This window comes from Serratia sp. CY43202, assembly GCF_052168755.1.
In the GTDB taxonomy this organism is placed as follows: Bacteria; Pseudomonadota; Gammaproteobacteria; order Enterobacterales; family Enterobacteriaceae; genus Serratia; species Serratia bockelmannii.
In genome coordinates this window covers 366,984-392,504 of the sequence record NZ_JBJNMB010000002.1, presented here as the reverse complement: position 1 = coordinate 392,504, position 25,521 = coordinate 366,984, and the positions used below count along the sequence as shown (strand labels likewise).

At 63.2% G+C, this 25,521-nt stretch carries 23 protein-coding genes; 3 read left to right on the top strand and 20 right to left on the bottom strand.

Annotated elements, in window-relative coordinates; translation table 11 throughout:
- Position 1: 1 nt before the first annotated feature.
- The 6 genes from ACJ8J5_RS03655 to ACJ8J5_RS03630 all read right to left on the bottom strand — a co-directional run bounded on the left by ACJ8J5_RS03655 (position 2) and on the right by ACJ8J5_RS03630 (position 7,164).
- Entirely contained in the window at positions 2 to 970 is a 969-nt protein-coding gene (locus tag ACJ8J5_RS03655; RefSeq protein WP_197824055.1) for an oligopeptide/dipeptide ABC transporter ATP-binding protein, read from the bottom strand.
- Positions 960 to 1,946 carry an ABC transporter ATP-binding protein gene (locus ACJ8J5_RS03650; RefSeq protein WP_197835002.1) on the bottom strand — a complete coding sequence of 329 codons (987 nt, stop codon included), beginning with the start codon at positions 1,944 to 1,946 and terminating at the stop codon, positions 960 to 962. Before ACJ8J5_RS03650 ends, ACJ8J5_RS03655 begins: the two co-directional genes overlap by 11 nt.
- Positions 1,943 to 2,893, bottom strand: coding sequence for an oligopeptide ABC transporter permease (gene opp4C / locus ACJ8J5_RS03645; protein WP_414104420.1), 951 nt, complete (start codon positions 2,891 to 2,893; stop codon positions 1,943 to 1,945). Before opp4C ends, ACJ8J5_RS03650 begins: the two co-directional genes overlap by 4 nt.
- Positions 2,894 to 2,897: 4 nt before the next feature.
- Positions 2,898 to 3,854, bottom strand: a complete 957-nt coding sequence (locus tag ACJ8J5_RS03640; RefSeq protein WP_004934604.1) for an ABC transporter permease — start codon at positions 3,852 to 3,854, stop codon at positions 2,898 to 2,900.
- 48 nt (positions 3,855 to 3,902) lie between these two features.
- The gene (locus tag ACJ8J5_RS03635) at positions 3,903 to 5,558 is read right to left on the bottom strand and encodes an ABC transporter substrate-binding protein (RefSeq protein ID WP_414104521.1); all 1,656 of its coding nucleotides are present in this window, start codon (positions 5,556 to 5,558) and stop codon (positions 3,903 to 3,905) included.
- Positions 5,559 to 5,745: 187 nt separating this feature from the next.
- A complete protein-coding gene (locus ACJ8J5_RS03630) occupies positions 5,746 to 7,164 on the bottom strand; it encodes an aminotransferase-like domain-containing protein (protein ID WP_025303187.1) in 1,419 nt (472 codons plus the stop codon).
- Positions 7,165 to 7,308: 144 nt separating this feature from the next.
- Between ACJ8J5_RS03630 and ACJ8J5_RS03625 the strand changes: the two genes are divergently transcribed.
- Genes ACJ8J5_RS03625 through ACJ8J5_RS03615 form a run of 3 tightly spaced genes read left to right on the top strand, consistent with a single transcriptional unit; the run spans position 7,309 to position 9,886 of the window.
- The gene (locus tag ACJ8J5_RS03625) at positions 7,309 to 8,709 is read left to right on the top strand and encodes a cytochrome ubiquinol oxidase subunit I (RefSeq protein WP_016927376.1); all 1,401 of its coding nucleotides are present in this window, start codon (positions 7,309 to 7,311) and stop codon (positions 8,707 to 8,709) included.
- A 2-nt stretch (positions 8,710 to 8,711) separates the two neighbouring features.
- Positions 8,712 to 9,719: a cytochrome d ubiquinol oxidase subunit II gene (gene cydB, locus ACJ8J5_RS03620; protein ID WP_025303188.1), complete on the top strand. Its 1,008-nt coding sequence runs from the start codon at positions 8,712 to 8,714 to the stop codon at positions 9,717 to 9,719.
- Positions 9,720 to 9,733: 14 nt separating this feature from the next.
- On the top strand, positions 9,734 to 9,886 hold the full coding sequence (locus ACJ8J5_RS03615; RefSeq protein WP_071605360.1) for a DUF2474 domain-containing protein: 153 nt from the start codon (positions 9,734 to 9,736) through the stop codon (positions 9,884 to 9,886).
- A 9-nt stretch (positions 9,887 to 9,895) separates the two neighbouring features.
- On the opposite strand, the gene ACJ8J5_RS03610 is transcribed toward ACJ8J5_RS03615, so the two are convergent.
- The 14 genes from ACJ8J5_RS03610 to ACJ8J5_RS03545 form a co-directional block, all read right to left on the bottom strand.
- The gene (locus tag ACJ8J5_RS03610; RefSeq protein WP_167324385.1) at positions 9,896 to 10,162 is read right to left on the bottom strand and encodes a hypothetical protein; all 267 of its coding nucleotides are present in this window, start codon (positions 10,160 to 10,162) and stop codon (positions 9,896 to 9,898) included.
- Positions 10,159 to 10,383, bottom strand: a complete 225-nt coding sequence (locus tag ACJ8J5_RS03605; RefSeq protein ID WP_025303190.1) for a hypothetical protein — start codon at positions 10,381 to 10,383, stop codon at positions 10,159 to 10,161. The genes ACJ8J5_RS03610 and ACJ8J5_RS03605 overlap by 4 nt, the downstream gene beginning before the upstream one ends.
- A 106-nt stretch (positions 10,384 to 10,489) precedes the next feature.
- Complete coding sequence (locus ACJ8J5_RS03600; protein ID WP_043138502.1) at positions 10,490 to 11,575, bottom strand: acyl-CoA desaturase; 1,086 nt, start codon at positions 11,573 to 11,575, stop codon at positions 10,490 to 10,492.
- Complete coding sequence (locus ACJ8J5_RS03595; RefSeq protein WP_414104419.1) at positions 11,572 to 12,654, bottom strand: fatty acid desaturase family protein; 1,083 nt, start codon at positions 12,652 to 12,654, stop codon at positions 11,572 to 11,574. The genes ACJ8J5_RS03600 and ACJ8J5_RS03595 overlap by 4 nt, the downstream gene beginning before the upstream one ends.
- Positions 12,647 to 13,780 carry a sterol desaturase family protein gene (locus ACJ8J5_RS03590; protein ID WP_025303193.1) on the bottom strand — a complete coding sequence of 378 codons (1,134 nt, stop codon included), beginning with the start codon at positions 13,778 to 13,780 and terminating at the stop codon, positions 12,647 to 12,649. Before ACJ8J5_RS03590 ends, ACJ8J5_RS03595 begins: the two co-directional genes overlap by 8 nt.
- On the bottom strand, positions 13,777 to 14,394 hold the full coding sequence (locus ACJ8J5_RS03585; RefSeq protein WP_089181016.1) for a phosphatase PAP2 family protein: 618 nt from the start codon (positions 14,392 to 14,394) through the stop codon (positions 13,777 to 13,779). Before ACJ8J5_RS03585 ends, ACJ8J5_RS03590 begins: the two co-directional genes overlap by 4 nt.
- A complete protein-coding gene (locus tag ACJ8J5_RS03580; protein WP_164067328.1) occupies positions 14,391 to 15,677 on the bottom strand; it encodes a F390 synthetase-related protein in 1,287 nt (428 codons plus the stop codon). Before ACJ8J5_RS03580 ends, ACJ8J5_RS03585 begins: the two co-directional genes overlap by 4 nt.
- Entirely contained in the window at positions 15,674 to 16,480 is an 807-nt protein-coding gene (locus tag ACJ8J5_RS03575) for an MBL fold metallo-hydrolase (RefSeq protein ID WP_043138513.1), read from the bottom strand. Before ACJ8J5_RS03575 ends, ACJ8J5_RS03580 begins: the two co-directional genes overlap by 4 nt.
- The gene (locus ACJ8J5_RS03570) at positions 16,473 to 17,489 is read right to left on the bottom strand and encodes an NAD-dependent epimerase/dehydratase family protein (RefSeq protein WP_025303197.1); all 1,017 of its coding nucleotides are present in this window, start codon (positions 17,487 to 17,489) and stop codon (positions 16,473 to 16,475) included. The genes ACJ8J5_RS03575 and ACJ8J5_RS03570 overlap by 8 nt, the downstream gene beginning before the upstream one ends.
- A complete protein-coding gene (locus tag ACJ8J5_RS03565; protein ID WP_414104418.1) occupies positions 17,486 to 18,493 on the bottom strand; it encodes a 3-oxoacyl-[acyl-carrier-protein] synthase III C-terminal domain-containing protein in 1,008 nt (335 codons plus the stop codon). The genes ACJ8J5_RS03570 and ACJ8J5_RS03565 overlap by 4 nt, the downstream gene beginning before the upstream one ends.
- Positions 18,494 to 18,766: 273 nt before the next feature.
- Positions 18,767 to 19,444 carry a respiratory nitrate reductase subunit gamma gene (gene narI / locus ACJ8J5_RS03560; protein ID WP_025303199.1) on the bottom strand — a complete coding sequence of 226 codons (678 nt, stop codon included), beginning with the start codon at positions 19,442 to 19,444 and terminating at the stop codon, positions 18,767 to 18,769.
- A 2-nt stretch (positions 19,445 to 19,446) separates the two neighbouring features.
- Positions 19,447 to 20,169, bottom strand: a complete 723-nt coding sequence (gene narJ, locus ACJ8J5_RS03555; protein ID WP_025303200.1) for a nitrate reductase molybdenum cofactor assembly chaperone — start codon at positions 20,167 to 20,169, stop codon at positions 19,447 to 19,449.
- Positions 20,166 to 21,710 (bottom strand): nitrate reductase subunit beta, encoded by a 1,545-nt coding sequence (gene narH, locus ACJ8J5_RS03550; protein ID WP_025303201.1) that lies wholly within the window; start codon positions 21,708 to 21,710, stop codon positions 20,166 to 20,168. Before narH ends, narJ begins: the two co-directional genes overlap by 4 nt.
- Complete coding sequence (locus ACJ8J5_RS03545; RefSeq protein WP_060433303.1) at positions 21,707 to 25,468, bottom strand: nitrate reductase subunit alpha; 3,762 nt, start codon at positions 25,466 to 25,468, stop codon at positions 21,707 to 21,709. Before ACJ8J5_RS03545 ends, narH begins: the two co-directional genes overlap by 4 nt.
- Positions 25,469 to 25,521: the final 53 nt, after the last annotated feature.

Genomic DNA, 25,521 nt, shown 5'->3' with positions numbered 1-25,521 from the left:
GCTAGCCGACCAGGTGGCAAGCCACCTGATGACCGGGCGCCACGCTGCGCAGCTGCGGCGCCTGTTCGCGGCACTGCGCCGTGGCCAGCGGGCAGCGGGGATGGAAACGGCAGCCGCGCGGCGGGTTGGCGGGGTTCGGTGGCTCGCCGCCGGCCACCCACGCCGGCGCGCGTTGCACATCCAGCGTCGGCACCGCTGCCAACAAGGCCTGCGTGTAGGGATGCAGCGGTTGGCGAAACAGCGCGTCGCGATCGGCGCTCTCAACGATCTGCCCCAGATACATCACTGCCACATCCTGGCACAGATGCTCCACCACGCCGAGATCGTGCGAGATAAACAGCAGCGTCACCCCCTGCCGTTCCTGCAAATCGGAGAACAGATTGATGATCTGCGCCTGAATCGACACGTCGAGCGCCGATATCGGTTCGTCTGCGACGATAAACTCCGGCTGCAGGATCAGCGCGCGCGCGATGCCGATGCGCTGCCGCTGGCCGCCGGAAAACTCATGCGGAAACCGCCCATAATGCTGCGACGACAGCCCGCAGATCGCCAGGGTATCGAGCACGCGTTCGCGCAGTTCTGCCTTGCTTGCCAGGCCGTGCTGCAACAGCGCTTCGCCGATGGCGTCGCCCACGCGCAGGCGCGGGTTCAGCGAACTGTACGGATCTTGAAACACTAACTGCATTTTCGGCCGCAGGGCGCGCAGCGCATCTTTGCTCAGGCTATCCAGTGCCAGCCCTTTGAACATTACCTCACCGGCGGTCTTGTCGTGCAGGCCGAGCAGCGTGCGGCCGACGGTGGTTTTTCCGCTGCCTGACTCGCCCACCAGCCCGAAAATGCGCCCCTTGCGAATGCTGAAGCTGACGTCGTCCACCGCCTTCAGTTGACCGGTGGTGCGCCCGAACAGTCCGTCGCGCAGCGGAAAATATTTCTTTAATCCTTTCACTTCCACCAAAGGTTCAGTCGACATGCGGGCGCCCTCCGGCGTTGAGGAAACAGGCGGACTGGCGCTGCGGCGTGCCGTACAGCGGCGGAATGCCATCGCGGCAGCGAGCGGAAGCCTGCGCACAGCGCTCGGCAAACGCACAGTGATCAGGCAAGCGCGCCAGATCCGGCACCTGGCCGGGAATGGAATACAGACGGCGACGCCGCTGCCCCGGCACCGGCCGCGAGGCGATCAGCCCCTGAGTATAAGGGTGCCGCGGTTCGGCCAGCACTTCCCGCGTCGTGCCCTGCTCGACGACGCGCCCGGCGTACATCACCGCCAGCCGATCCGCCATCTGAGCGAGCACCCCAAGATCGTGGGTGATCAAGATCATCGCCATGTTGTGTCGCCGGTTCTGCTCACGCAGCAACGCCAGGATCTGCGCTTGCACCGTAACGTCGAGCGCCGTGGTCGGTTCGTCGGCAATCAGCAGCGCCGGACGGCACCCGATCGCCATAGCGATCATCACGCGCTGCAGCATGCCGCCGGAAAGCTGATGCGGATAGCAGCGCATCAGTGCCTCGGCGCGCGCCAACCCCACTTCAGTCAAGAGTTGAATCGCCTGACGCCAGGCCGCTTTCGGCGACAGGGTCAGGTGGCGAATCAGCGGCTCCACCAGCTGTTCGCCGAGGGTCAACACCGGATTGAGCGCGCTCATCGGTTCCTGAAAGATCATCGCCAGTCGGTTGCCGCGCAGATCGGCCATCTTGGAGGCCCGCAGCGACAGCAGGTTTTGCCCTTCAAAGCGAATTTCACCGCCGTCTACCTGCGCCAGCGGCTGCGGCAACAGCCCCATCAGCGCCATGGCGGTCACGCTTTTGCCGCAGCCCGACTCACCGACGATCCCCAGCGTTTGCCCGGCCTGCAGCTCAAGGCTGACCTGCTGCACCGCCCGCACCGGCCCTTGTTCCCCCTGAAACGACACCGACAGTCGCTCGAACGCCACCAGCGGTTGGCTCATCGTGTTACCCCGTTCATTTTCGGATCGAGCGCGTCCCGCAGGCCGTCGCCCAAAATATTGATCGCCGCCACGGTGACGAAGATCGCCAGCCCGGGCGGCATCCACAGCCAGGGGCGGCGCTGAAAGTCGATCAGGCTATTGGCGGCGTCCATCATGTTGCCCCACGACGGCGTCGGCGGCACCACGCCCAGCCCAAGGTAGCTCAACGCCGACTCGCTGAGGATGGCGTTGGCCACCGCCATGGTGGCGACCACCACCAAAATCGGCACGGTATTGGGCAACAGATGGCCGAAGAGGCGCCGCCGGGTGGAGAGTCCCAGCACTTCGGTGGCCAACATGAAATCCCGCTCGCGCAGCGACAGGATCTGGCCGCGCACCAGCCGCGCCAGCGACGGCCAGCCCAGCAGGCTCAGCATGATCATCACCATGTAGATGCGGTAGTCCGGCGACACGTCGAGTTCGGTCAGCATCGCGCCCATGATGATCAACAGCGGCAGGCCGGGAATGGTCATCAGCAGATCGGCGAAGCGCATGATCAGCCTGTCCGCCACGCCCCCCAGATAACCGGCGAGCGCCCCCAGCACGTAGCCCAGCGTTACCGACAGCAGCATCGACACCAGGCCGATGGTCAGCGATATCCGCCCCGCCAGCAGCAGCCGGGTGCAGATATCGCGGCCGAGAAAGTCGGTGCCCAGCCAGTGCGCGCCGCTCGGCGCCTGGTTGATATTCAGCACGTCGCCGGCATCGTCGTGCCACGGCGACAGCGACGGCCCAATCAGGCACAGCAGCGCCAACAGCACCAGCAACGCCAGCGAAATCATCGCCGGTCGGTGGCGGCGCAAACGTCGCCAGGCCTGAGCGGCGGGCGGTGGCGACAGTTGCGCCAGCGCAGGCAGTTGCGCCTGGCGCCAGCGGCGACGGCGGCCGAAAAACAGCGTAACCAACATCGTGTTACCTCAAGCGAATGCGCGGGTCGGCGTAGGCGTACAGAATATCCGCCAGCAGATTGCCGAGAATGGTCAAGGCGGCCAGAAACAGCGTGAACCCCATCAATACCGGGTAATCACGCGCCGCCAACGAATCGATATGGATATGTCCGGCGCCCGGCCAGTTGAAGATTTTTTCGGTGATCAGCGCGCCGGAGAACAATCCCGGCAGCTCGAACCCCAGCAGGGTGATGATCGGCAACAGCGCATTGCGCAGCGCGTGTTTGAGGATCACCGTTTTCTCCCTGAGCCCCTTGGCGCGCGCGGTGCGGATATAGTCCATGCGGATCACCTCCAGCATGCTGGCGCGAAAATAGCGCGTCAGGCTGCCGGCCTGCAGCATCACCAGCGCCAGCACCGGCAACAGCAGGTGCGCCGCCACCTCCAGCGCCCAGGCCAGTCCGCTCGCTTCGCTGCCGGTACGCAACATGCCGCCCGCCGGTAGCCAGTGCAGGTCGACGGCGAACCATTTGATCAGCAGCAGACACAGGAAGAACGTCGGAAACGACATAGCGGCGAACACCGCCACGGTGATCAGATGATCGAACAGCGAATAGGGTTTCATCGCCGAGATCACCCCCACCGCCAACGCGATGCCCCAATACAGCACCATCGCCACCGCCGCCAGCAGGAACGAGTTCCAGATGTATTGATTCAGCAACGTGCTGACCGGGATCTGATACTGCAGCGAAAAACCGAGATCGCCCTGCAGCAAGCGGCCGAGCCAGTGCAGGTAGCGGCTGAACAACGGCTGATCCAACCCATACAGCGCCCGCAGCTCGGCGGCGCGTTGCGCGGTCAAATTGATGTTGCCGTCGATAAAATCGCCGGGCGCCAGGGCGAAAATGCAAAAAATCAGCAAGGAAGCCAACAACAGCATCGGGATAGTCTGCAACAGACGGCGCAAGATAAAGTTTCTCATCGCGGGTTCCATCGCCGCCGCACGGAATGGCGCGGCGGCGTCAGGGCGTTACGGCGCCGGTTTGACGTTCGGCAGGCTGCCGACCAATCCGTTGTAGATATCCGGTTTAAAGCCGGTGACGCGCGCGCTGCTGGCGCTCAAAATCTCGCGGTTGCCGAGCAGGATCACCGGCGGATCGTCCGACAGCGCCTGATACAGCTGGTGGTACAGCGGCTTGCGCTGGGCGATATCCAGCGTGGCGTTGGCCCTGGCGATCAGCGCATCCACCTGCGGGTTGTGGTAGCCGGTCTCGCTCTCGCGGCTGATGAAATCGCGCACGCCGTCGTGCGGATCGTTCAGCGTGCTGGTACTGAGGGACGCCAGGTCGTAATTGCCCGCCTTGCGCTGCGCCAGCAGCGCGTTGAAATCCAATACCTGCGGTTTCAGCACCACGCCGAGCCGGCGGTAGTTATCCTTGGCGATCGGCACCAGCGCGTCGTTGATCAGCTTTTTGGTCACCAGCAGCGTCAGCTCCAGCTTTTTACCGTCTTTCTGCCGGATACCGTCAGCGCCCACCTGCCAGCCAGCCTCGTCCAACAGCTTTTTGGCCTTATCGAGATCGTAAGCGTAAGGATTGATGCCGTTGGCGTCGTAAGCCCAGGAGATCGGCGAAATCGGCTGGTTGGCGACCTTGCCATACCCTTGGTACACCACGGCGATCAGTTTTTGCCGATCCAGGCCGTAAATCAGCGCCTGACGCACCCGCTTGTCCTGCAGGGCCGGGCGTCTGAGGTTGAAATCAACGCGGCTGTAATCGCTTGAGCTGTAAAGGTTGATATTGGCGAAGCCGAGCAGCTTGAGCTGTTCGATATCGTCCGGCTTGGCGGTAAAGGCGTCGTAGTCGGTCTCACCGGTCTGGAACAGCTGGAAGTTGGTGGCCGGGTTGGTGACGCGGTAGATAAAGCGCGCCATCGGCGGCGGGCCGAGGTAGAAGTTCGGATTGGCGTGGAAGCGGATCTCCTGCCCCGGCACGTACTTGTCGTAAATATAGGGGCCGTTGCCGAGCGGCTTGCCGTTCAAGGCGCGCACGCCGTCGAGCTTGCCGCGCTGATAGTCTTTGCCGTAGTAAGCCCGCGACAATACCGGCCCGCCAATCAGTTGCAACGTAGTGGCGCCCGGTTGGGTGGTGACGATCTGAATGGTGCGATCGTCGATCACCTTCAGCCCGCTGATGCCGGCGGCGGTACCGTTTTTATACTCGGCGCCGCCCTGGATGTGCGCCGGCGTGATATCGGTGTCGCCGTCATAGGCCGGATCGTGCAGCAGCGTCAGGGTAAAGGCGATATCGTCGGCTTTCAGCGGCGAGCCGTCGCTGTAGACCAGATTCGGCCGCAGCCTGATGGTATAGGTCAGATTATCGGGGCTGACCTGCCAGGACTCCGCCAATCGCCCTTCTGGCTTGCCCTGGCTGTCCAGGCCGATCAGGCGGCTGAAGATCACGTCGGTCACGTTCTCGTCCCAGCCGTTGGTGAACAGATACGGGTTGAAAATCCCCTGCGGTTCCGAGATGCCCGCCACCACGGTGTCTTTGCGCAGCTTGGCGGCGGCCGGCACCCGGCTGACGTCGCTGGCAGGCGTGATGCCTTCGGCCAGCGTTTCCGCCTGCGCGCCGGCGCTCAATCCCAGCGCGCAGATCAACGCCAGCGGCGTCAACCGATAACGCAACAGTTTGTTTAGCTTGTTTTTTATTCTACTCACCCACTGCCCCTCGTCTACCCGTTGATAAAAATGTGACAAAATTTATCGCAGAGTAATGGGCGGCTGGAGGGCTGTCTAACAACGAAACCGGCATTCCATTGCCGAAAAAAGCATTATGAATTTTTCTGGGGCAAAGCCCGCTGCAAATCGCGGTTCAACCGGTCGCAGCCAGCCCCCGGATAAGTTTGGCTAAGGTTTTGATCGCCTCTTCAAACCGATCGTTCCATTCAAAAGAGGCGTTGAGGCGGAAGCAGTGGTTGAAATGGTCGCCGGTGGTGAACATGCGCCCCGGCGCGATGCTGATGCCCCGGGAAAGGGCCCGCCGGTACAGTTCCATCGACGACAGCGCCGGATCCAGCTCCAGCCACAGGAAATACCCGCCGTCGGGCTGGCTGACCTTCACCGTCGGCGGGAAATGGTGGGCGATCGCCTGACGCATCGCGCTTTGGCGTTGAGCCAGCAGGCGCCGCAGCCGCCGCAGATGGGTATCGTAGCCGCCGTGCAGCAGATAATCCGCCAGCGCCATCTGGGTCGGCACGCTGGTGGAAACGGTGCTCATCAGCTGCAAACGCTGGATCTGCTGCGCATAACGCCCCGCCGCCACCCAGCCGACGCGAAAGCCCGGCGCCAGGCATTTGGAAAACGACGAGCAGTGCAAGATCTGGCCGCCGCTGTCGAGCGCCTTGGCTGGCAGCGGCCGTTCGGCGCTGAAGTACAGCTCACCGTAGACATCGTCTTCGATCAGCGAAATCTGCCGTTCGCGCAGCAGCTCCACCAGGCGCTGCTTGTTGGCCTCCGGCAGGGTGGCGCCCTGCGGATTTTGGAAGTGGGTCATTAGCCAGCAGGCCTTGATCGGATACTGTTCCACCGCCTGCTGCAACGCGTCCAGATCGATACCGTCCTGCGGATGCGTGGCGATCGCCACCGCCTTTAACCGCAGCCGTTCCAGCGCCTGCAGCGCGCCGTAAAACGCCGGCGATTCGATCGCCACATAGTCGCCCGGCTGGGTCACCGCCTGCAGGCTGAGGCTGAGCGACTCCATCGCCCCGGCGGTGATGACGATTTCGTCCGGGGCAACCTGCATGCCGCTCAGCGCATAGCGTTGGGCAATGTGCCGCCGCAGCGCGTCGTTGCCCGGCGGCAGGTTGGCCAGCGAACTGTGCGGCGTGAACTTGCGCGCTACGCTGCTCAGCGCCCGCGCCAGCTTCGGCTGGGCGAACAGCGTGGCGTCGGGAAAGGCCGAACCGAAAGGCACGATGTCCGGATCCTTGCAGGCCTGCAGCACGTCAAAAATAAAGGCGTTGATGTCCACCTGCTCGCTCAGCAACAGTTTCTCGCCGCGCGAAGGCTGAGGCAGCGGCTGCGGACGCGCCGCCACATAGTAGCCCGACTGCGGGCGGGCGACGATCCACCCCTGGCTCTCCAGCAGTTGGTAAGACTGCACCACCGTCATCAGGCTTAATCCGGCGCGTTTGCCGCTCTCGCGCAGCGAAGGCAGCTTGTCGCCCGCCCGCCACACCCGGTTCTGGATCTGTTCTCTAATCTGCTGCGCAAGCTGCTCGTATCGGGTCATAACCATTAACTGTTATATGAAAAAGTAAAATAACTGTCACTATTATAGTCACTGTACTCCGTGCTTAACTTAACGCCAAGTATTTCACATAAAAATGACAGCTATACTCAAGAGGTTAATTTATGTTCAACCCTAGGAGGCGCCATGCTGGGTCTTGATGCACTGGAACTCGCCAGAATACAGTTCGCCTTCACCGTGTCTTTCCATATCATCTTCCCCGCCATCACCATCGGTTTAGCCAGCTATCTGGCGGTGCTGGAAGGGTTATGGTTGAAAACGCACAATGAAGCCTACCGCGAGCTTTACCATTTCTGGTCAAAGATTTTCGCCGTTAACTTCGGCATGGGCGTGGTCTCCGGGCTGGTGATGGCCTATCAGTTCGGCACCAACTGGAGCTTCTTCTCCGAGTTCGCCGGCAGCATTACCGGGCCGCTGCTGACCTATGAAGTGCTGACCGCCTTCTTCCTCGAAGCCGGTTTCCTCGGCGTGATGCTGTTCGGCTGGAACCGCGTCGGCCCCGGCCTGCACTTCTTCGCCACCTGCATGGTCGCGCTCGGCACACTGATCTCCACCTTCTGGATCCTGGCCTCCAACAGCTGGATGCAGACGCCGCAGGGGCATGAAATCATCAACGGCCAGGTGGTGCCGGTCGACTGGCTGAAGGTGATCTTCAACCCATCCTTCCCGTACCGCCTGCTGCACATGTCCACCGCCGCCTTCCTCTCCTCGGCGTTCTTCGTCGGCGCCTCCGCCGCCTGGCACCTGCTGCGTGGCCGCGATACCCCGGCGATGCGCAAAATGCTGTCGATGGCGATGTGGATGGCGCTGATCGTCGCGCCGGTGCAGGCGATGATCGGCGATGCGCACGGCCTGAATACGCTGAAACACCAGCCGGCGAAGATCGCCGCCATCGAAGGCCACTGGGAAAATCCGCCGGGCGAAGCCACGCCGCTGATCCTGGTCGGTTGGCCGGACATGCAGCGCGAAGAAACCCGCTTCAAGCTGGAGGTGCCTTACCTCGGCAGCCTGATCCTGACGCACAGCCTGACCGAACAGGTACCGGCGCTCAAATCCTTCCCGCCGGAAGATCGCCCCAACTCCACCGTGGTGTTCTGGTCGTTCCGCATCATGGTCGGGCTGGGCATGCTGATGATTCTGGCCGGGGTGTGGAGCCTGTGGCTGCGCTGGCGCGGCGGGCTGTATCAGTCGCGTCCGTTCCTGTACTTCATTTTGTGGATGGGCCCTTCCGGGCTGCTGGCGCTGCTGGCGGGCTGGTTCACCACCGAGATCGGCCGCCAACCGTGGGTGGTGTACGGCCTGCTGCGCACCAAGGATGCAGTCTCCGCGCACGGCGACCTGCACATGAGCATCAGCCTGCTGGCGTTCATCATCGTCTACTGTTCGGTGTTCGGCGTGGGGTATTCCTACATGATGCGCCTGATCCGCAAAGGGCCGCAGCCGCATGAACACCAAGAAGACAATACCGAGGGCCGGCCGGCGCGTCCGCTGTCCGCGGTCAACGACACTCTGGACGACAGGAGCTGAACATGGGTATCGATCTTCCGCTGATTTGGTTTGTCATCATCGTGTTCAGCACCATGATGTACGTGGTGATGGACGGTTTCGACCTGGGCATCGGCATCCTGTTTCCGTGGGTGAAAGAGAGCGGCGACCGCGATCTGATGATGAACACCGTCGCCCCGGTGTGGGACGGCAATGAGACCTGGCTGGTGCTGGGCGGCGCCGCACTGTTCGGCGCCTTCCCGCTGGCCTATTCGGTCATCCTCGACGCGCTGGCGATCCCGCTGACGCTGATGCTGATCGGGCTGATTTTCCGCGGCGTGGCCTTCGAGTTTCGCTTCAAGGCGACGCCGGAGAAGCGCCATATCTGGGACAAGGCGTTTATTTGGGGCTCACTGTTCGCCACCTTCAGCCAGGGTGTGGTGGTGGGCGCCGTGATCAACGGCTTCCCGGTAGAAGGCCGCACATACGCCGGCGGCGCGCTGGACTGGCTAACGCCGTTCGCGCTGTTCTGCGGGCTGGGGCTGGTGGTGACCTATGCCCTGCTCGGCTGTACCTGGCTGGTGATGAAAACCGCCGGTGAACTGCAGGCACGCATGTATCACCTGGCGACGCCGCTGCTGGCCATCCTGTTGCTGGTGCTGGCTGCGGTCAGTGTCTGGACGCCGATCGCCCATCCGGAAATCGCCGCCCGCTGGTTTACGCTGCCTAACCTGTTCTGGCTGCTGCCGGTACCGCTGCTGGTGCTGCTCAGCGCCTGGGGAATTCAACGCGGAGTGAAACGCGGCGCGCACTACTCGCCGTTTATGCTGACGCTGCTGCTGGTGTTCCTCGGCCTGAGCGGACTTGGCATCAGCATCTGGCCGCACCTGATCCCGCCGGCCATCAGCCTGTGGGACGCCGCAGCACCACCGCAGAGCCTCGGCTTTATGCTGGTGGGCGCGCTGTTCATCATCCCAATCATTCTGGTCTACACCTTCTGGAGCTACTACGTGTTCCGCGGCAAGATCAGCCATGAACACGGCTATCATTGAGAAGGGAGGACGCTATGCAAGATAAAACGGCAACCGCCGCTCCGGCGCCCTGGTGGAAACGCATCGGTTGGCTGGTGATCATCTGGAGCGCCAGCGTGCTGGGGTTATTCGTGGTTGCCTCACTGTTCCGCCTGCTGATGACCGCGGCGGGCATGAAGTCGCATTGACGCGGCGCCTTATTTGGACGCGCTGTTGGGAAAGTAAAAAGAGACCACCAGCGTGACCAGCGGCAAGGCGCCGATCTTCACCAGCTCAAACACCTGATTCAGCGCTTCGTTTTTCTCCCAATACGCGTGGGCGGCGAATACGCCCACGCTGACGGCGAATATCCCGCACAGCACCTGGCGTGCCAGGCGCAGCCGCTCCATTTCGTCGAAGACCAAGACCTGCTCCAGATAAACCTGGCTGGCCTCATCGCGCAGATTACGGCTTTCGATGTTCATGGGAAGATCTCCACGACCCGCCCCACCGCTTCAAGCTGTTCACCCTTCTCCCGTACAATGCCAAGAGAAGTACCATCCTGTTTCATCCAGTACTTATCGGCAAGGGTAATCAGTGCAAACGCCATTTTGATTACCTCGGTTTTTTCCATCCCGTGACGCCGGGCGATATCGTTCAGATCATCATCAATTTTGTTCGATAACCGAATCGGCAAGCTGCGCATAGTCCACCTCCTGTGGCCGTTGATTCACAGAGGGAAAGTCTACTGGAAGGGCAAATATCGTTCAATTAGTGAACTGCGTAACGCCTCGCACAATCCGCATGCAACGCTAGTGCGGCTTGCGGCCCATCGCGCTGAGGAAGCGTTGCTGCAGACGCAACAGCTCCTCCAGTTCCAGCAGGCGGTAGTCGATGCCGAAACGCGGCGCCACCTCGCCGATGATGCGGCTCAGCGCCGGGTAATGGCGGTGGCTCCAGTGCGGGAACAGATGATGCGTCAAATGCAGGTTCGCCCCGCCGAGCCAGTACCCCAGCCAACGCGGCCGGGTCAGCCAGTCGAAGGTGGTGGCGAACACGTGGTGATACCAGCCGTGCGGCATCGTGCCCTGCGCCGGCGCCTGATAAAAGTTGGCCTTGGCCCAGTGGGTGCCGATGATCAACATCACGAACAGCAAGGAAGAAAGCATTTGGCTCAGCAAATAGACCAGCAGAATTTGCCCGATGCCGATAGCCGGCGGCAGCAGCCAGCATGGGATCGCCAGCGCCAGCAGCAGGTGTGCCGCCTTACCCGCCAGAAACCCGCACCAGCCACGCACGCCCTGCTGCGCCATGCGCGCCGCCACGCGGGTGCGGCCCGCCCTGTCCAGCCAATCGAACAACCAGATGTAGTACGGGAACGTCAGCGCCGCCACCAGCGGCCAATAGTAACGCTGCGCGCGCATAAAGGGGCGCCAGCGCTGGAACGGCGTTTGCCGCAGCACGCCGTTGGCGTCGATGTCGGGATCGTAATGTTCGATATTGTTATGGGCATGGTGGAACAGCACGTGCCGCACGCGCCAGCAGTCGGGGTCCAGTCCCAGCGGCACACTCACCAGGGCGTTCAGCCAACGGTTGGCCCAGGGCCGACGGAAAAACGCGTTGTGCGAAGCATCGTGCACCACGTTCACCGTCAGGAACATGCCGATAAAGATAAAACCGAAATAGCAAGCGAAAAACGCCCAGCCGTTTTGCTGCTGCAGGCTCAGCCCGTAACACAGGCCGCACAGCGCCAGCAGCAGCGCGACCTTCGCCAGCATGCCGCCGTCGGCGAAACGGTGATCGCCGTTGGCCGCCAGATAATGCTGGGCGGCCTGCATCAGCGCGCGGTGCAATCCGTTGTCGTCGCGCCGATAGGCTAACGGACGCAGCGGTTTCATGGCTGCCCCATCCGCCGCAAGAAGCGCTGTTGCTGCGCCAGCAGTTCGCGATAGCCGATGCAGCGGTACGCCATGCCGTGCCGCTGTGCCACTTCCGCCACCGCGGCGGCCAGCGCCGGATAGTGGCGGTGATTCCAACCGGGAAACAGGTGATGGGTCAGGTGATAGTTCAGCCCGCCGGTCAGATGCTCCAGCCAGCGCGTTTCGGGCTGCCAGTCGCAGGCGGTGGCGAAATTGTGCCGATACCAGCCTTGCGGCATGCTGTCGCCCGTCGGCGCCGGGTAAAACTCGGCCTGCGCCCAATGGGTGCCCAGCAGCAAGAACACCACCAGCAGCGAGGCGCACATCTGGCTGAGCGCGTAAGCCAGCAACACCCAGCCCCAGCCGATGCCGTGCAAGTGGCCCACGATCAGCGGCACCACCAGCACCAGCGCCAGATGCGCGAGCTTGCACAGCACGAACAGCGTCCAACCGCCGCGCCCCGCCAGCACGCGTTTTTCCCGCAGCGGCGTTTTATCGAGCCGATCGGACCAATCGAAAATCCAGGCGATATAGGGCAAGGAGAGCGCGGCGATCAGCGGCCAGTACAGATGCTGATAGCGCATATGGGGCCGCCAGCGCTGGAAAGGCGTCTGGCGGAAAAAGCCGTTCTCTTCGGTGTCCAGATCGTAATGCTCCACGTTGGCGTAAACGTGGTGGTAATCCACGTGCCGCGTACGCCAATAGTCCGGATCGACGCCCAGCGGCAGCGTCACCACCCGCCCCACCAGGCGATTGGCCCAGGGCGCACGCAGGAAGGCGTTATGCGAAGCATCGTGGTTGACGTTGACGTTGAGCAGCATACCCATGGTCACGAACAGGAAATAGCAAAGGAAAAACGCCCATGGCTGATGCTGCATCAGGCTGAGCGCGTAAAACCCGGCGCACAACACCAACAACAGCGCGGCCTTGACCAGCCGCGCGGCATCGGCATAGCGATGATCGCCCGCCAGGCAGGCGTGCGCCGCGCGCTTGAGATCGCGATGAAACGCCTGCTCGCCATCGGCGGGAAAACGCAGCGGCGGCAATGACTCAGCCATGCGGTTCCTCCACGGCGGCCGATGCGGCCACTCGCCCCCAGCCCAGCGCGATGCACAGGGCATGCAGCGCCACGGCGGCCATGGCGATATGCCAATAGCGCTGCGGCCAGCCAAGATAGCCGATAAACAGCAGCGGCATGCCCAGCGCGATCAGCAGCCAGACGGCGCTCGCCCACGGCCGCCCTTCCGTCATGCCGCCCAGCGCTACCGATCCCAACGCCAGCAGCACCAGCAGCGCCATTTGCGGCCAGCTGATGTCGCCGTAACCATAGCCGTATTGGTAGACGTAGCCGACCACCAGCGTGAACAACAGCATGGCGCCGCTGAATACGCTGAGTGCCGAACGGCGGTCGCGTGGTCGGCCCGGCGCCGGGCGCCATGTCAGACGCAAATAGCGCAGGAACGGCAGATTACTCGCCCAGAACGGGTTGGCAGACGGCCTGTCACCGCTGACGCCATAGCTGAACGGCGTGGTCGGCAACGCCGGGCAGAAGGTGCCGAACAGCTTGTCCCAAAAGATAAAGCTGCCGCCGAAGTTCTTATTGGAATACGCCATGTCCTTGACGTGGTGCACCCGGTGGTGCGCTGGCGTGACCAGGATTTTTTCCAGCACGCCCAGCTTCGGCGTCAGCGCATTGTGGTTAAACAGCTGAATGCTGTAGTGAAAAATCGACACCGCGACGAACACCGACAGCGGCACGCCCGCCAGCGCCAGCAGCAAAAAGAACGGGATCGACGTCAGCGACGAATACCAGGAGTTGCGCACCCCCAGCGACAGGTTGAAGTGCTCCCCCTGGTGGTGCACCACGTGTACCGCCCACAGCACGCGGAAGCGGTGGTGCAGGCGATGCAGCCAGTAGAAACCGAAGTCCCACGCCAGCAGGGCGAACAGCCACATCAGCAGCGGCGGCCAGGCGTCCAGCAGCCCCAGGCTGAAATGCGCGGCCACGTAGCCGTAGCAGGTGATCTCCAGCCCGCGGAACAGCCACAGCATGATATGGCCGGAGTTCAGATTGAACACCAGATCGTGCCAGTTGACCGGCTCACGGCGCCCCCATTGCAGCGCCACCGCCTCGGCCACCACGATGAACAGCATGAACACTATCGGCAACGCCAGATCGCTCATCCCATTTCTCCTTTAACCACGCGCCTGCGCAGGGCCTTTATACGCAGCGCCAGCCCACCGGCGCACAGCGCCAGCAAGGCGCCACCTGCCAAATCGACAAACAAGTGACGGCGCAGCTGCAGAATGGAGAACGCGATCGCCACGCCCCACAGCATCCACAGCGCCGTCCGCATTTTGCGCTCGCCGTCGCTCAGCGCCCACACCGCCAGCACCGTCAGCGCCATGTGCAACGAAGGCAGGCAGTTCTGCGCCGAATCCACCTGCGTTAACGCCGCCAGCAGCTGCGCGCTGATCCCAACGCCCTCGTTCTGCGGATAGGCCATGGTGGTCGGCCACAGCAGGTAAACCGCTCCGGCGCCCAGCGCCGTCAGCTGCATCGCCAGCGTCAGCCATTTGATTCGCCGCAGCGGCGCCAGCAAATAGCCTGCCGGGACGATGAGAAAAAACGACAGATAGAGCCAGATGGCCGCCGGGTTGAACGGGATCGCCCGATCAAGCGCCGACGGCGGCAACAGGGTTCCCGCCCCCTGCAGGCGATCGGTCAGGCTATACACGACCCCGACCGTCCCCCAGCCGAGCAACATGTGCCCTAGCCTGAACAGCGTATTTTTCATGCTTCCTCCGCCTGGCGCACGATGCGCCGCCGCTTGCGATCGAACTGCGGCAGCACCGCCTGCGTCGTCAGCCGCCATTCGAGCCGCTCGGTGGCGATGCCCTGACGGGCGAACAGTGCGATCAGCTGCGCCTGGCAGTGCGCCAATTCCGCTTGGCTGCAATCGGCAATCAGCTCCAGCCGCTGCTCGCCGCGCTGGATCAGGCGGTAATCGCTGGTCAGCGGCAACGCATTGGCGATCGTCCGGCTGCAGGCATCGGCGAACACCGCCTGCGGTTGCCGCTGCGCATCGGGTAACATCAGCTGATCGTCGCGCCGCCCTTCGATACGCGCGATCGCCCGCGTCGGTTGCCCGCATGGGCAGGGTTCCTGGCGCAGCACCAATACATCATCCAGCCGATAGCGCACGATCGGCTGCGTACTGCGGGTAAAGTCGGTGATCAGCGGCGTGAAGCGCAGTTCGTCGATCCACTGCGGTTCGATATGCAAAAACTCTTCGTTCAGATGTAGCGTGCCGTGCGCGCAGGTGGCGGCCAGGAACCCCTCGGTGGCCTGATACACTTCGCCAACCGCCGGAAACACCTGCAGCAGCAGGCGGCGATCCTGCTCTTCCAACACCTCGGCGACCGAGATCGCTTTTTTGACCGGCAGCGTCACCTGCCCGGCCAGCACCGCCAGCGCCAGGGCGCGCAGCACCTGCGCCGGCGCCACGATGATGCTGGGCGCCTGCCGTTCCAAGGCGGGCAGATGCGCATTGAACGGCGCGAGCAGATCGTAAAACGCCAGGCTCAGCCAACGGTTGTTCACGCTGTGATAGAGGTTATTGTCCGCCCGCAGAAACAGCGCAACGCGCTCGCCGGCCAACAGCCCGTCCGGCAGCATTTTCGCCAGCATGCCGCCGGCCCACACCTGCTGTTCGCGCGGGCTGACGACAAACACGCCGCGCTGTCCGGAGGTGCCGGACGACAATCCGACGCTGTAGCGCCCGATCTTCGGCGTGAAATCGCGATCCGCCTCGCTGCGCTGCGCGCAGGCCAGCACCGCATCGCGCTGCAGCCCGGCGGTATTCATCCGGTCGAACTGCGCCATCATCAGCGCCTTGTCCATCTGCGGCCATTCGGCGAACGGCCGGCGGCTGAACCGCTGAAAATAGGGGCTCTTGCTCAGCACCCGGCGGGCAAAGCCCGTGAGCTGCCGGGCCTGATACGCCTCCAGCGCCGCACGATCGCCAAAGCGCAGGCGTCGGGCGCGAAAATAGTGCCAAAGGGTCATGAAGGGGATCACAGGTCCCCCTCATGACACAGCAAAATGTTGACCTGGCCGCCCGCCCACAGCTGGTTGAGCCGCTCCAGCGTGCGGGTGTACGCCGCCGCGTCGTCCATCACCAGATTGGCCAGGCGCGAAGGCCCGCGCAGCGTCTGGTAGCTCTGCGGCGACCAGGCGGCGTCGCTGGCCAGCAGTGTCCAACCGGCATCGGTGAGGATAAAGGCGCCGATATGGCCGGCCGCATGCCCCGGCAGCGGCACCAGCACGATCTGCCCTTCGCTGCCCGGCAGCACGTAACCGCGATCGAACGGCGCCAGCAGCGCGGGCAACGCCACCGAGGGAAAAGCCTCCATAAACTGCAGGCGGCTCTCGAAGTCCGCCGGGATCAGGCCGGGAATAAAGGCGCGCTTCAGCGCCGCAAAACCGCGCAGCCCACGGGTTTGCTGCCAGCCTTCGCCAGAGCAAATAAAGTCGAGTTGGCTGAAATCCTGCAGCCCGGCGATGTGATCCGCGTGAAAATGCGAGACGATCAGCGCCTGGATGTCACCTTCGGTGTAACCGGCTTCGCGCAGCTGGTGCGCCAACGACTCGGCGGGATCGAAATAGACCGGCGTCATGCGGCGGTAAAGGCTGAACAGCCCCGACTGCGTGTGCTGCTGAAAATAATGCGCGTAGCCGGTATCCCACAGCCAGCGGCGCTCCCCTACCTCCAGCAGATAGGCGCGCGCCGGGAATTTGCACACCCGGAACCCGGCACCGCGCAGCGCCATGCAGCCGATATGCGTGCAATAGCCCACTTCAAAAACGGTGACTTTAGCCATGTTGTCCGCCTCCTTGCTGCCGCAGCCACTCGCCGGTCAGGCGGATCCCCTCTTCCATCGAGTAACGCGGCCGATAGCCCAGTTCTTCGATCGCGCGGGTCTGGCTCAGGGTCATGTCGAAGTGCACCGCCGCCACGCTGTAGCGCGTCAGCATCGGTTCCTTGCCGCTCAGGCTTGCCCACAGCTCCATGCCACCGGCCAGTGAATGCAGCAGCGGATAGGGCACGGCCTGCAGCCGGTAACTCAGCCCCAGCGCCTGACGCAGCAGCGCATCCAGCATGTCCGCCAGCCGCTGCGGTTGGTGATTGGTGATGTTGTACACGGCGCCGGACGGCAATCCGCGCTGCCGGCTGGCCAGCTCCATGGCGTGCACCACATTGGGGGCAAAGGTCAGATCCAGCAATGCCTGTCCACCGCCGGGCAATCGCAATACGCCGCGATCGCGTTCGAGCTGCTGCAACAGCCGCGGCACGATCACCCGATCGTGCGGGCCAAACAGGCCGCGCGGCCGCAGCATAATGTAGGTGGTTTGCGGATAGATCTTCGCCTGCGCCAACAGGCGCTGTTCGGCCGCATACTTGCTGGCGGCATAGTGATTGGCGAAGCGCCGGGCGCGGTAACCCTCGTCAAGATCGTAATGCGGCTGAAAATCGAAGTAGATTGCCGGCGTGGAGATATGCACGAAGCGCCGCACGCCGCAGCGCCCCGCCGCCTCCGCCAGCTTCTCCGTCGCCGCGGCGTTGATGCGGTGAAATTCCGCCTTGCTGCCCCAGGGCGAAGACTTGGCCGCACAGTGCCACACCCACTCGCAGTCGGTCACCAGCTCCCGACATTGCTGCGGCGTGGCCTGCGCCAGATCGAGCGCGCAAAACTCGGCGCCCAGCCGGCGCAGCGTTGCGCCGGCCCGCTCATCGCGGCCGGTGGCGCGCACCTGATGTCCGGCCTCCAGCAACCACTGCGCCGCGTTGCGTCCCAGCCCGCTGGTCGCCCCGGTGACCAGCACCCTCATGGCAGCAACACCATGCCGGCCAGCGCCAGCCCGGCGGCGGTGCCGATCAGCATCACCGGCTGACCGGGATTGAAGCGCCCGGTGGTCACGGCGGCATGCAGCGCCGTCGGGATAGACGCCGCCACCTGATTGCCATGATGGCGGTAGATATCGACCAGCGCCTCGCTGGAGACGTGCAGCCGTTTGCGCATATGTTCGAGCGACAGATGGCTGGCCTGATGCGGCACTACGGTGGCGATCTGCGCCAGGGTCAGGCCGCTGGCGTTCAGCAGCCGGTCGAGGTAGCCCTCAATCAGCGCCGAGGCCTGGCGGAACAGCGGCTTGCCCTGCATATGAAACAGGAAGTCTTGCTCACACATGCCGGCGCGCGGGTTGCGACGCGTGCCGCCGGCGCGGATCTCGCACAGTTCGCTGCCGGCGGGGTAGGTTTCCACCAGGCTGGCGAGGATGCCGCTGGCGCCGTCGCCGCGCTCCACAATGGCGCAGGCGGCGCCATCGCCGAAGATCAGCGACGATTCTTCGTGCTGCCAGTCGATGCCGCGTGAAGCGAGATCCGCCGAAACGATGGCGATACGCCGATACGTCCCGGCGTTCAACAGCCCCGCCGCCACCTGCAGCGCAGAGATAAAGCTGACGCAGCTGCTGTTGATGTCGAAGCCCGGCGTGCCCGCCGCCAGCCCCGCCACCTTGAGAATATGCGCGGCGGTGCATGGCAGCGCCTGCACCGATATCGCCGAGGCGGAGATCAGCAGGTCAATGGAAGCTGCCGGGATGGCGTGGCGAGCCAGCGCATCTTGCAGCGCAGCGGCAGCGAGTTCGGCCTGGCTGGCATCGTCGGCGGCGTGATAGCGGCAAACGATGCCCGAGCGTTTTTCAACGTAGCCGGCCGGTTTCCCCAGGCGAACGTCGAGCGTAGAAGACGCCACGCGGTTGGGCGGCAACGCGGCCCCGGTGGCAATGATTTTCAGAGGCAACAGCTCGGGTGAGCGACATTGTGTGGTCATTATTGTTATTGATTAACCTGACTATCCATAAAGCGATTCTCCCGCACGGCACGAAGGCCACGCGGATCATCCCCGGTTTTTATGTCCCAAAATGCCTTTCATCAAGGCGGTATCTCTTGTTATCGGCTACCACGGGCCGACGTCCGTCGGCGGAAGCATAAGCGTAACATGACTGAGATAATTAGTTTACGACAAGGCGGCGAGAATGGGCAGACGGCGGGGGAATTATCGGAATAGCGCCGCCGCTGGCGATCGGCGGCGGCGGGGTCAGGCTCAGCGGCGGTTGCGCACCAGCTGATAACGGCGGGTCAGGTACTCTACCGGCGCACTCCAGATATGCACCAGGCGGCAGAACGGGAACAGCACGAACAGCGTCATGCCCAGCACCATGTGCAGTTTGAAGATAATCGCCACCCCTTCCAGGTGCGCAGAGGCGCCGGCGTGGAAGGTCACTACCGCCTGCGCCCAGGCCACCAGCTTCATCATTTCGCTGCCGTCCATATGCTGGGCGGAGAACGGAATGGTCAGCAGCCCCAGACACACCTGCACCACCAGCAACGTCAGGATCATGATGTCGGCGAAGCTGCTGGTGGCGCGCACCCGTGGGTTGGTCAACCGGCGCTTCAGCAACAGCGCGCCGCCGATCAGCGTCATCAGGCCGCAGGCGCCGCCGGCGATCATCGCCAGCTTCTGCTTCACGTCGATCGGCAGGAAGGCCTCATACATCCAGTGCGGCGTCAGCATGCCGAGGAAGTGGCCCGCGAAGATGCCGATAATCCCGATGTGGAACAGGTTGGACGCCAGCCTCATGCCCTTTTTATCCAGCATCTGGCTGGAGCCGGCGCGCCAGCTGTACTGCCCGTAGTCGTAACGCAACCAGCTGCCGATCAGGAATACCGCGCCGGCCAGATAAGGGTAGATATCGAAGAAGAACTGATTCAAAAATTGCATGATTAGCGTCCTTTGGTTCCGGTTAACGCATCCGTCAGATCCAGATACTGTGGCGCCACCGCGCCGGCGAAGCGCCGCTGGTGCGCCGTCTGCTGGGCGGAGGCGCAGCCCTGTTCGCCGAGAAACTTGACCTGCTCCTCTTCCCACACCGCATCCAGCGCCTGCGGCGTATCGTCGCGCGCCTCTTGCGCCACCTGGGTCTCCAGCGCCTGGGCCTGCACCTCGCTGCCGGACAGCGCCAGCAGCAGATCGAACAGCACCGCGTACGGGCTTTCACGCTGTTGCAGGCGCGCGCCCAGCAGCGCCAGGATCGGCGCGATGTCCTGCAGCCCTTCCCGCGCCTGCGCCGCGCTGCGGCTGGCCAAATACTCCAGGTACAGCGGCAGGAAGTCCGGCAGCTCGCGGCTGTCGATCTCCAGCCCGGCGGTGCGGTACTGCGCCATCAGGTCAACCATCGCCTGGCCGCGATCGCGCGACTCACCGTGCACGTGCTCAAACAGCAGCAGCGAGGTGGCGCGGCCGCGATCGAACAGCTCGCAATAGTCAGCCTGAGCATCCAGCAACGGGCGCGCGCACAGGCGGCGGATAAACAGAATCAGCTGCGCGCTGTGGTGCAGATCCAGCTCGCTGGCCGGCTCCAGCGCTTCGATCAGCGCCTGCTGATGGTCAAACAGCACCTGCTCCGGATAATCCAGCAGGCGGGCGATCACTTTCAGGCTGATCATGAGGCATCCTCCGGCCGCGCGGTTTTCGCGGTCACGTCGATGGCGTCGATACGGCGGCTGTTGAACAGATTGAACTTGCCATCGCTGCCGTGGCAGCCGTCGCCGAAGCTGAAGCCGCACCCCTTGCTTTCCGGGAAGGCTTCGCGCGCCAGTTCGCGGTGGCTCGACGGCACCACAAAGCGATCTTCATAGTTGGCGATCGCCAGGTAGCGATACATCTCCTGCGCCTGCGCTTCGCTCAGGCCAACCTGCTCCAGCGCGCTGGTGTCCACCACGCCGTCGACGGTTTCCGCCCGTTTGTAGTGGCGCATCGCCAGCATGCGCTTCAGCGCCAGCAGTACCGGTTCGGTATCGCCGGCGGTCAGCAGATTCGCCAGATACTGCACCGGAATGCGCAGGCTCTCGACGTCCGGCAATACGCCGTTGTGCGCCAGCTCGCCGGCGTCGGCGGCGGACTGAATCGGCGACAACGGCGGCACGTACCACACCATCGGCAGCGTGCGGTATTCCGGGTGCAGCGGCAGCGCCAGCTTCCAGTCCATCGCCATTTTGTACACCGGCGACTGCTGGGCGGCTTCAATGACGCCCTGCGGCACGCCGTCCGCCAGCGCCTGAGCAATCACCTTAGGATCATGCGGATCGAGGAAGATATCGAGCTGGCTCTGATACAGATCTTTGTCGTTCTCCACCGCCGCCGCCTGCTCGATGCGATCGGCGTCGTACAGCAGCACGCCGAGATAGCGGATGCGGCCCACGCAGGTCTCCGAACAGACCGTCGGCTGCCCGGCTTCGATACGCGGGTAACAGAAGATGCACTTCTCGGACTTGCCGCTTTTCCAGTTGAAATAGATTTTCTTGTACGGGCAGCCGGTCAGGCACATGCGCCAGCCGCGGCACTTGTCCTGGTCGATCAGCACGATGCCGTCTTCGCCGCGTTTGTAGATCGCCCCGCTCGGGCAGGTGGCGACGCAGGCCGGGTTGAGGCAGTGCTCGCACAGGCGCGGCAGGTACATCATGAAGGTGTTTTCGAACTGGCCGTACATCGCCTTCTGCAGGTTATCGAAGTTCTTGTCCTGCGAGCGTTTTTCGAATTCCCCGCCGAGGATCTCCTCCCAGTTCGGGCCGCTTTCGATCTTGTTCATGCGCTGGCCGGTAATCAGCGAGCGCGGGCGGGCCACCGGCTGGTGCTTGCCCTGTTTGGCGGTGTGCAGATGCTGGTAGTCGTAATCGAACGGCTCGTAGTAGTCGTCCAGCGCCGGCACGTCCGGGTTGGCGAAGATTTTCGCCAACACGCCGACGCGGCTGCCCATGCGCGGCTCCAGCTTGCCGTTGATTTTGCGGATCCAGCCGCCCTTCCATTTTTCCTGATCTTCCCAGGCGTGCGGATACCCGACGCCAGGCTTGCTTTCCACGTTGTTGAACCAGGCGTATTCCATACCTTCACGGCTGGTCCAGACGTTTTTGCAGGTGACCGAACAGGTGTGGCAACCGATGCACTTGTCCAGATTCAGCACCATGCCGACTTGCGAACGAATTTTCATTTGCTGTTCTCCTGCTGACTGCCCTGCGCGTAGTCGTTGCCTTCGTCGTCCAACCAATCAATGCGGTTCATCTTGCGCACCACCACGAACTCGTCGCGGTTGGAGCCAACGGTGCCGTAGTAGTTGAAGCCGTAGGCCAGCTGCGCGTAGCCGCCGATCATGTGGGTCGGCTTCGGACAGGCGCGGGTCACCGAGTTGTGGATGCCGCCGCGTTGGCTGGTGATCTCCGAGCCCGGCAGGTTCACGATGCGCTCCTGCGCGTGGTACATCATGGTCATGCCGGCCGGGATACGCTGGCTGACCACCGCGCGCGCCGTCAGCGCGCCGTTGGCGTTGAAGGCCTCGATCCAATCGTTGTCCGCGATGCCCAGATCTTTGGCGTCGTCTTCGCTCAGCCAGACGATCGGGCCGCCGCGCGACAGCGTCAGCATCAACAGGTTGTCGCTGTAGGTGGAGTGAATGCCCCACTTCTGGTGCGGCGTCAGGAAGTTCAGCGCCTTCTCCTTGTTGCCGTTCGGCTTGCTGTTCAGCAGCGGCTGCGCGGCACGGGTGTCGATCGGCGGCCGGTATACCAGCAGGCTTTCACCGAAGGCGCGCATCCACTCATGGTCCTGATACAGCTGTTGACGGCCGCTGAGGGTGCGCCACGGGATCAACTCGTGCACGTTGGTGTAGCAGGCGTTATAGGAAACATGTTCATCCTCCAGACCGGACCAGGTCGGGCTGGAGATAATTTTGCGCGGCTGCGCCTGAATGTCGCGGAAGCGAATTTTCTCGTCTTCCTTGTTCAGCGCCAGATGCCGGTGATCGCGGCCGGTGACGTTGCTCAGGGCCTCCCAGGCTTTTACCGCCACCTGGCCGTTGGTTTCCGGCGCCAGCGACAGGATCACTTCCGCCGCGTCAATCGCGCTCTCGATCTTCGGCCGCCCTACCGCCGGGCCGTCGGCCTTGACGTAGTTAAGCTGCTTGAGGAAGTCGACCTCGGTTTGGGTGTTCCAACTGATGCCCTTGCCGCCGTTGCCCAGTTTGTCCAGCAGCGGCCCCAGCGAGGTGAAGCGCTCGTAGGTGGCCGGGTAATCGCGTTCCACCGCGATGATGTGCGGCGCGGTTTTGCCGGGGATCAGATCGCATTCGCCTTTCTTCCAGTCCTGCACGCCGTAAGGCTGTGCCAGTTCGGCGGCGGAGTCGTGCTGGATAGGCAAGGTCACCACGTCGGTTTCCTGGCCCAGATGGCCGACGCACACTTCGGAGAAGGCCTTGGCGATGCCCTTGTAAATCTCCCAGTCGCTCTTCGAATCCCAGGCCGGATCGACCGCCGCCGACAGCGGATGGATGAACGGGTGCATGTCGGAGGTGTTCATATCGTCTTTTTCGTACCAGGTGGCGGTCGGCAGCACCACGTCGGAGTACAGGCAGGTGCTCGACATACGGAAATCGAGCGTCACCACCAGATCCAGCTTGCCTTCGCCGCCCTGCTCGCGCCACTCCACTTCCTGTGGCTTCACGCCGCCCTGCTGGCCGAGATCTTTCCCCTGGATGCCGTTTTCGGTGCCCAACAGGTATTTGAGCATGTACTCATGGCCCTTGCCGGAAGACCCCAGCAGGTTGGAGCGCCAGACGAACAGGTTGCGCGGGAAGTTCTGCGGATTGTCCGGCTGCTCGGCGGCGAAGCCCAGCGTGCCGTTTTTCAGGCCGTCGACGGTGAACTCGACCGGTGACTGGCCGGCGGCGCGGGCCTGCTCCGCCAGGCGCAACGGATTGGTGCCCAGCTGCGGCGCCGACGGCAGCCAGCCCATGCGCTCGGCGCGCACGTTGAAGTCGATCAGGCTGCCGCCGAAGCGCGACTTGTCCGCCAGCGGCGACAGCAACTCGTCGGTGCCGACAGTTTCATAGCGCCATTGGCTGGAATGGTTGTAGAAGAACGAGGTGCTGTTCATGTGGCGCGGCGGGCGCTGCCAGTCGAGGCCAAACGCCAGCGGCAGCCAGCCGGTTTGCGGCCGCAGTTTTTCCTGGCCGACGTAGTGCGCCCAGCCGCCGCCGCTCTGGCCGACGCAACCGCAGAAGATCAGCATATTGATCAGGCCGCGGTAGGTCATGTCCATGTGATACCAGTGGTTGACGCCGGCGCCGACGATGATCATCGAACGGCCGTGGGTCTTCTCGGCGTTTTCCGCGAACTCGCGGGCAATGCGGATGATGTTGTGACGCGACACGCCAGTGATCTGTTCGGCCCAGGCCGGGCTGTAGGCCTTGACCTCGTCATAGTCGGCGGCGCAGTTGGCGTCGTCCAGCCCGCGTTCCAGGCCGTAATTGGCCAGCGTCAGGTCATACACGCTGGTCACCAGCGCTTCGCTGCCGTCCGCCAGCCGCAGGCGTTTCACCGGCAGCTTGTGCAGCAGGATCTCGTCCAGTGCCACGCTGTTGAAATGCTCGCTGTCGGCTCCGCCGAAGTACGGGAAGCCCACCTCGGCGACGTCGTCATGCATGCCCAACAGGCTGAGCTGCAGCTCGACTTCCTGTTGCGATTTGCCCTCGCGCTGTTCCAGGTTCCACTTGCCCTTCTCGCCCCAGCGGAAACCGATGGAACCCTGCGGCGCCACCAGATCGCCGCTGTGGCTGTCGATGGCGACGGTTTTCCACTCGGGGTTGTTTTCCTGGCCCAATCCGTCCACCAGATCGGCGGCGCGCAGCAGGCGGCCGGCGGCGTAGTGGCCGCCTTCACGCGGCTCCAGCAGCACCAGCATCGGCATGTCGGTATAGCGGCGTACATAGTCGCGGAAGTAGCCAACTTCGCGGTCGAGATGGAACTCTTTCAGCATTACGTGGCCCATCGCCAGCGCCATCGCGCTGTCGGTGCCCTGCTTCGGATTCAGCCAGTGGTCGCACAGCTTGGCGACTTCGGCATAGTCCGGCGTCACCGCCACGGTTTTGGTGCCCTTGTAACGCACTTCGGTAAAGAAGTGGGCGTCCGGGGTACGCGTCTGAGGCACGTTGGAGCCCCAGGCGATAATGTAGGAGGAGTTGTACCAGTCGGCGGATTCCGGCACGTCGGTCTGCTCGCCCCAGGTCATCGGCGAGGCCGGCGGCAGATCGCAGTACCAATCGTAGAAGCTCAGGCAGGCGCCGCCGATCAGCGACAGGTAGCGGGCGCCGGCGGCGTAGGACACCATCGACATCGCCGGGATCGGCGAGAAGCCGATAATGCGGTCCGGGCCGAAGGTTTTGGCGGTATAGACGTTGGCGGCGGCGATCAGTTCATTGACCTCTTGCCAGCTGGAGCGGACGAAACCGCCGCGGCCGCGCGCCACCTTGTAGCTTTTGGCTTTTTCCGCATCGCCGACGATAGAGCCCCAGGCCGCGACCGGATCGCTGTGCTGCGCTTTCGCTTCGCGCCACAGTTTGAGCAGACGCTTGCGCATCAGCGGGTATTTCAGCCGGTTGGCGCTGTACAGGTACCAGGAGTAGCTGGCGCCGCGCGGGCAGCCGCGCGGTTCATGGTTAGGCAGATCGGGACGGGTGCGTGGATAATCGGTTTGCTGGGTTTCCCAGGTCACCAGACCATTCTTCACATAGATCTTCCAACTGCAGGAACCGGTGCAGTTCACGCCGTGGGTGGAACGCACCACTTTGTCGTGTTGCCAACGGCTGCGGTAGCCGTCTTCCCAGTCGCGGTTGGTGTTCAAGGTCTGGCCGTGATCGCCAGAAAAAGGCTCCGCCAACTGCTTGAAATAGCGGAAACGGTCTAAAAATTTGCTCATCCGGAATGCTCCTGAAGGCTCTTGTCGTTATAAGAAGACATGCTCAATCTGCC